The 6697-nt window shown below is 63.2% G+C and carries 9 protein-coding genes; 2 read left to right on the top strand and 7 right to left on the bottom strand.

The genetic code is table 11. From position 1 onward, the window contains the following. The coding region (locus tag ACY693_RS12795) for a hypothetical protein (protein ID WP_462322213.1) at nt 1–217 on the bottom strand (217 nt) is incomplete at its 3' end. A gap of 243 nt (nt 218–460) precedes the next feature. After that, nucleotides 461–649, bottom strand: coding sequence for an AAA family ATPase (locus tag ACY693_RS12790; RefSeq protein WP_462322212.1), 189 nt, complete (start codon nt 647–649; stop codon nt 461–463). A gap of 52 nt (nt 650–701) precedes the next feature. Here ACY693_RS12790 and ACY693_RS12785 point away from each other — a divergent pair, with 52 nt between their 5' ends. Continuing rightward, nucleotides 702–1193 (top strand): hypothetical protein, encoded by a 492-nt coding sequence (locus ACY693_RS12785; RefSeq protein WP_462322211.1) that lies wholly within the window; start codon nt 702–704, stop codon nt 1191–1193. 406 nt (nt 1194–1599) lie between these two features. Here the strand turns inward: ACY693_RS12785 and ACY693_RS12780 are convergent, their stop codons facing one another. The 3 genes from ACY693_RS12780 to ACY693_RS12770 form a co-directional block, all read right to left on the bottom strand. Continuing rightward, entirely contained in the window at nt 1600–2067 is a 468-nt protein-coding gene (locus ACY693_RS12780; protein ID WP_462322210.1) for an Hsp20 family protein, read from the bottom strand. 965 nt (nt 2068–3032) lie between these two features. Further along, nucleotides 3033–3419 carry a fluoride efflux transporter FluC gene (locus ACY693_RS12775; RefSeq protein WP_462322209.1) on the bottom strand — a complete coding sequence of 129 codons (387 nt, stop codon included), beginning with the start codon at nt 3417–3419 and terminating at the stop codon, nt 3033–3035. Nucleotides 3420–3427: 8 nt separating this feature from the next. After that, nucleotides 3428–3853 (bottom strand): fluoride efflux transporter FluC, encoded by a 426-nt coding sequence (locus ACY693_RS12770; protein ID WP_462322208.1) that lies wholly within the window; start codon nt 3851–3853, stop codon nt 3428–3430. A gap of 488 nt (nt 3854–4341) precedes the next feature. Here ACY693_RS12770 and ACY693_RS12765 point away from each other — a divergent pair, with 488 nt between their 5' ends. Next, nucleotides 4342–4782 (top strand): hypothetical protein, encoded by a 441-nt coding sequence (locus ACY693_RS12765; protein WP_462322207.1) that lies wholly within the window; start codon nt 4342–4344, stop codon nt 4780–4782. A 387-nt stretch (nt 4783–5169) separates the two neighbouring features. Here the strand turns inward: ACY693_RS12765 and ACY693_RS12760 are convergent, their stop codons facing one another. Both ACY693_RS12760 and ACY693_RS12755 read right to left on the bottom strand, forming a co-directional pair. Beyond that, nucleotides 5170–6366, bottom strand: a complete 1197-nt coding sequence (locus ACY693_RS12760) for a serine hydrolase domain-containing protein (RefSeq protein ID WP_462322206.1) — start codon at nt 6364–6366, stop codon at nt 5170–5172. A 62-nt stretch (nt 6367–6428) separates the two neighbouring features. Beyond that, nucleotides 6429–6697 (bottom strand): DUF2267 domain-containing protein (locus tag ACY693_RS12755; RefSeq protein ID WP_462322205.1); only part of this gene is annotated, 269 nt, incomplete at its 5' end.

The raw sequence follows: 6697 nt of genomic DNA, 5'->3' as shown, positions 1-6697 counted from the left end.
CCTTTTCTGGGACCGCTTCCGTTTGGGATGATCGGCGCGCCTGTCGATGCCAAGTACGCATCAGTTCGCTCGCCCGCAGCGGGCGTTCAAAGGTCACTTCAGCCACCATCCGCTCTGCTGCGGCAAGTGGCGTCGAAGCTGAGAACATAACCGTGAGCCCGATGCTGCATCGCCAGAGTGCCGAGGAGAGGACCTGTCCTCGGGCGACGGCAGCCATGGCCCGACTGCCATCACCACCAGCATCCCGACCCAACGGATGCGCTCGCCGTCTAAAGATCATCAGGCACCCTCAGTTGAGGTCAGTTACTGAGGGCACTCTAGCCAGCCTGTTCACGCCAGGCGACAGCCAATCCTCAGCGCTCAGGCGAGTTTTCCCGAACTGGGTTGCAGAGCGCTCGGATCGCATCGAATCGCCCGCAACGGGCTGAGCTTTCGCAGCTGCGCCAGGGTTCAGCTCGCCCTACCCTCCGCGATCGGCACGATCCTGCAGATCGAGGTAGACGGCAGGCGCATCGCCTAGCCATTGGCGGGCCAGGGTCGACTTGCCGCATTGACGCGGCCCGAGCAGGGTCAGCGCGGGTGCTCGCGAGAGTCCGCGTTGCAGCGCCTGCTCGGCGAGCCGCGGGAGGTATCCATGCATTTTGATCATAGCTTACTCTGATTTGCATGGTTTCATGATAGCCCAACGCCGATGACATCCGATGATCAAACCGGGCTCCAGCAGCCTGCACTTTGCCGCATGCTTTGCCCTGGTGGGGCTGGCTGTGGGTGGTTATGTCTCCTGGTCAGCGATCGGCGACGGTTGGGAGTTCTTCTTTGTGTACTCGAGCACTGCTGCTTTTGTCACGGGCTTCGGGCTTTGGCGCTGGCGGGTTGAGCGGCGGCAGACCGCAGGCTGCCGAGCGGGTCTGTTCACGGGCGCGCTCGCAGGACTGCTCTCACACCTGCTCTGCTGGTGGCTCTTCATCCTGGGTGCCTGGCTCGATCACAGCTGGCTCACTAGCGGGGCCTCTCAGGGTGAGCCGCCAATGAACCCGTTGCAGGGGATCATCGGAGCGATCGTCTTCAGCCTGTTTAGCCTTGCACTCTTTGGCTGGCTTACCATTCCAGCCGGTGCCTTGATCGGCTGCTGGATGCTTCGCACAGCAGGCTCGCGGTCAGGGATCGTCAGCGAGCCCGATGTGCGGCAGTAACTTGATGCTCCTTGATCCTGCTCGGGGATCACACCAGCTCGGGGCATGGCTCGCTCCGCCGGGGATAGTCATTGCAGGATGCAGGGCGAGGAGACGGTTGGGATCAAATGACAGGTCCATGCCTGAGCGAGCGTCAGCTGTGACGCGACAACACCACCGATGGAGCCATCACATGTGACTCTTAAGCGGCCTCCTTGGGAACACCTCTACCATCGATCCCGCCCGTACTCTACGACGGCACTCGGTGCTGAGCTTGACTGGCCTTCCCAACGAATCAACATTGGTCGAGGGTCAATCCCTGCGACTCGCTCAGTCCCTCGCAGACAGCAAGAGTCCGGGCATTAACCCGGCCTCGCGCATCGTCACCGCAGCGGTGAGATCACTGGTCGCTTCTAGCGCGATGCGATCACGCAGCCTTGCGTGGCTCCGTCGCGTGCTCGATCGCCGGATTCGCGCCCGTGCGGCGAATCTCGATACGTCGAGGCTTCATAGCCTCGGGCACCTCGCGCACCAGGTCGATGTGTAGCAAGCCATTTTCTATCTTGGCCTCGACGACCCGGACATAATCAGTGAGCTGGAACCTACGCTCGAAGCTGCGGTTGGCAATGCCGCGATAGAGGAAGCTACCCTCGACCTCGGTCTTCTTGCGTTGACCCGAGACGGTCAAGAGGTTCTCCTTCGCTTCGATCCCGAGCTCATCCTCGGCGAAACCAGCCACGGCGAGCGTAATGCGGTACTTAGTCTCCTCCTGCACCTCGACATTGTAGGGCCGGTAGCCACCAGGATCGCTTTGGTAGGCCGTCTCCAAGGCATTGGCCATCCGGTCGAAGCCGATCATCGAGCGGAACAGCGGTGAGAAGTCGACTGTGGTCATGACATACCCTCCAGTTGAGCAATATGAGCTTGAATGTGGCGTTCGGTTGAACCGCCAGCAGCCTGTCCTCGGATGAGCAACAACGCGCTTCTGACACGCTCTGCGCTGCTGGGATAGCCATCGCTGCCACCTTTGCCGCTGAGCCTTTGAGCACCGTGCGGATTCCCGGCCGACGCGGGTCCTAGAGATGCTGAGCGAGCGTCATGACCTGTACCTGTCGCGCGAGACGCTGCGCCGATGGCTGCGAGAGGCCGGCATCTGCAGGACCGCAAGCAGTGCGCGAAAGCCGTTCACCAGCCGCACCTTGAGGCCGGAGCTCCAACGGTACAGCGTTCAGGCCACTGACCCTGCGCAGCTATAACCATGAAACCACTAATGACTTATTGAGTTGACAATCACATCAGTATTTAGCAAATTAATGAAGCACTAGAGCTTTGCGTGACCTCTAGTGGACTCCTCCATTCTTCCTCAGTGGGAATTTTAAAGAGCACGGTGTCCACCGTGCTTTTTTTTCACTGCCGACCTATCGAAGACGGTCGCCTCACATGACTGAAGACGTGGTTCTAGGGCGCAGATGCCCCCCAGCATCGACACGCTCCGTGGGCGGCCGGCGCTGAGGTTGACTGCGAGGATCGGCAGCCAGTACGACGTCGAGGATTGATCCTTCTCGAACTTGCTGTAGCGACTGAGGATTAGGGGCGGTAGTCGTCACGTGGCTCGCCGCAAAGGTGTGTGGCGCATCCATGTGTCAGCGTCTCAGCCGAGGATGCGGAGTGCCCGGCGCTCACAGGCTAAGCTGGTCGCGGTGCGCTTGGCAGCGCCGAGCGGAGGCACGGCCAGCTGCTGGTGGCGCTGATTGCCAAGGCAAAGGCGCTGCGCATCCCGGTGAGAGGCCAGTAGCCGACCCGGCGCACCATGCGCGTGGTGGAGCGGTTGTGCGCGCCAGGGGCCGGACTGCGGCCGGTCTAGCCGGCCCCGGAGGCGGTGCTCGGCAACAGTTGTGCCCCGAACGCCTGCCCAACGACCAAAGCGCCCAGGCACAGCAACAAACTGAACAGGATGTTGGCAGCGGCATGCCAGAGCGTAAAGCGGCGTCGCAGATCGAGCGTCTGGTAGGCGAAGCTCGAGAACGTCGTAAAGCCGCCACAAAAGCCGGTGACTAGCAGGCGGGTATCCTCGCCTTCCCCTCCGGGGAGTATCGGCAGCACAGCCTGGCCCAGACCGAGCAAGAAACAGCCGAGCAGATTGGCGATCAGGGTCGAGAGCGGAAAGCGATGGGTGATCCAGCGCGTCAAGGCGAAGCGGGCGATGGCGCCCAGACCACCGCCAAGACCAAACAGAACGTGTGGCAACAGAACACTCATCGCTGGCCTGCCTGCGTTGACGCGACGTCGTTGACCTCGCGTTGCTCAGGAGGCGGTCGGGAATCGGGACTGAGCCGCTCACCAAGCAACGCGGCACCAAGCCCGAGGATGATCGAGGCGCCAACGTTGCCCAGTGCTAGCCCCAACTCTCCAGCCTGCATCAGGGCAAGGGTCTGATCGGTAAAATGGGAGAAGGTCGAGAAGCCGCCGCAAAATCCAACGGCGGCAAAGTGCATCAGGTGCGGATGCACCCGCCGTTGACGCCCATAGAGCCAACCGATGAGCAAGCAGGCGACGACGTTGACCGCGAGGATCGGCAGCCAGTCCCATGGTGCCGGCGGTGCCCAAACATGGCTCACCAGCTCGCGGCTGACGGAGCCAAGGAACCCGCCCATGAACACCCAGAAAAAGAGTCGTGCCAACAGCGCTTACCCCAAGGTCGTTGTCCGAAAGTCGACAAGGTCAATCCCGTGCACATTCCGCGGTCAGGCCCGCTGAACCTTATCACAACACGTCATCGCGCTACCGCCAGTGCCCAGCTCGCGCATTCACTGGCATCGGCAGACCGCAGGAGCGGAGCCCTCGTCCATCAGGTCCGACAAAGGGGCTATCGAGGCAGGAAGCTGTGCTTGTCGTCATCAAAGGGGCCTTCTTTGGGCACCACCACAGGTGCTGAAGCGCGTCATGGTGAACGCGAAGAACGCGCCATCGCCATCACCGTTGTGTGACAAGAGCACCGCCACCGACCCGGCTTTGAGCGGGCCGTGGCTATCGGGGATCCACAGCGCTCCCACGGCCCCCAGGATTTGTCGCTACCGCCGTGGACGCCGAGACTAACTCAACTGTCATCAAACACTCGGTCTGACTCGTGCTAGGCTCCCCGCCGTCATCAAACCGTCATAGCAGCATCATGGACCTAGCAGACGCCATTCGCAGCCTAATCCCTCTCCAGCTCCTAATCCCCAACCCCCGCAAGCCGCTGCAACTGAAGGCTCATTGCGCCGCTGACACCTTTCTTGTCGAGACGACGCAAGGTGCCGCGGTGGTCTGGGTCGAGGCCTTTTGGTGCAAAGAGCCATCGGAGCGTGTCGCGCGCATCGCGTACGCACGGCCCCGCCACGATGGCTTTAGAGAACGATGGGTTGATCATGATCCAGGCTACGGTCCCCACTGTTTAGCCTACCAACGCCCCTTCATCATCGAACGCCTGACCCGCGAGTCCCCAGTCTGGCGCGACTACAAAGCCTGGCAGTACTGGCGCGCCTCACAAGGCCATTGCTGCGGGCGGCGCGCGGCTTGGCAGCGGATCGAGCAGGAGTTGGGCGACGGGATCGTGCGGCGCACCACCTAAGGGGCGCGCCGTCTCGGCTCATCTGGCCCGCATTCTTCTTCCGCGAAGTGGCTCACTGCGAAACACCGCCGTTGGGCAACCCGGGAGCTGTCAGTACGGTGGTCGCGCCGGTCAGTGCTGCCTCGATACCCGTTGGAAGGCCCTCAGGCACCCAGGGGTGTACGTTGACGGCCGGTGCTACAACGGCATCTCGACCCTGAACAAAGCTCTGCTCACGGACAATCACGCGGTAGGCTCGGTTGAGGTCCAGCGCGCGCCTGGATCTGTCTGGCAGGACGGCCGGACATGAGTCGCTGCCGCAGCAGTCCAGGTGGCGAATGGCAGCTTGACAGACGTAATGGGGTTCGTCTGGATCGGCCAACAAGGGACGGACGCAATCAAGTGATCTCAGTCATGCGATTCCAGCGCCCTGAGCAGATGATAGGCCGTGGCTTCGGCGGAGCCCTCACTGGTGAGCGCGACCGCGATGATCGCCTGCTGAGCCGGGGCATAGGCCACTACCGCCTGGGCACCGGGAACGCCCCCTGAGTGCCCGATCCAGAGCGCCTCTGCGCCCGCTCCGGGGACCTCATAGACCATGAGGCCAAGGCCGTACCACAACCCGTCCTGATGCATCGGGTGAAGCCCCTCCAGCATCCTGGCAACAGTCTTCGGTGGCAGGATCTGACCCGACAGCAGATCCCGCAGCAACCGGGTCATGCTCCCGGCATCAGCGACGACACCGCCCGCGGCCTGCACCCCGCGAACCTCGACGCGGTTCGCATCCGCGCTCGGTGCCGGCGGCACGATGTCATCAAGCCCGTCCCCGGGTGCGAGCAGCCGGATCGCCTCGGCTGTGCTGCGCGACAGGACAAGCGCCGTCGCGGCCTCATGATACGGTCGCCCGGTTACGTCCTCGATCATGGCGCCTAGCAGGCTGTAGCCGGAGTTGGAGTAACGCCATGCGGCGCCAGGGCGGGCATAGGGCGGCTGACGCCGCAAGACCTCGAGGACGCCGTCGAGATCGAGCGGCTCACCGCTCAGCCCGGATGTATGGTTTAGCAGCATCCGCACCGTGATGCGATCGCCCTCCGGCACGCCGGGGACATAGGTTGCGATCGCATCGTCGAGCGACAGGCGCCCCTCGGCTTCGAGCCGCAGGACGGCCGCCGCCGTCACGAGCTTGCCAACGCTGGCCCAGTAATGGAGGTGTCCCTTGGTCGTGCCATGGGAGGCGATCCACGGCTCGCCGCCGGACTGCCAGACCGCCGCGGTGATGGTGGATGCCCCGGTTTCGGTAACGGCCTCATCAAGAGCAGTGGTCAGTGCCGCCCGCGCTTGTGTCCCCAGGCCGCCCTCTGCGCGGGGTGCGAGCCAGCTTGCGGCACTGGGAAGCGCCGGCGGTATCGTACTCCCGGCATTATTCGGGACCGCCTCAGCACCGGGCCGCGCTGGGCGTTCCGGGTTGACCCCGCTGCAACCAGCGATGAGCAGGAGGAAAGCGAGAGCAACGGCAAGGCGTTTCCCGTCGGCCATGTCAGGCCGGAGGGCACCCAGCGCCTTCAACGAGTGATCCGTGCTGGTTTGACGATCAAGGCGTTTCATGGCGGGTCCTCTTGCGAGCGCACGATGTCTTCTATTTCCGAAAAGGCCCAGGATGCGCGCCGTCATGGCGCCCAGAAATCGGTCGCGCCCGCCGGCAACTGCGCGAGCACGCGCTCGAAGGCGGCCTCGTCGACATGGCGCCGCAAGGCGGGGGCGACATCACGAATCGCGGTCTCCGGTGAAAAATTGTGCGCCGCGCGCAAGGCACGGACCTCGTCCGTCAGCGTTGCGCGGTCCTGAAAGTCGCGGGGCTCCTCGCCCGCTGTCCAGTCCGATACGAACAACGCCCTGAGACCGACCGGAAGCACGTTGGCGAAGGCAATCGCCTCAG

It is taken from the genome of Halochromatium sp. (assembly GCF_054919635.1).
The sequence above is the reverse complement of the archived record's forward strand: the minus strand, read 5'-3'. Positions and strand labels throughout refer to the sequence as shown.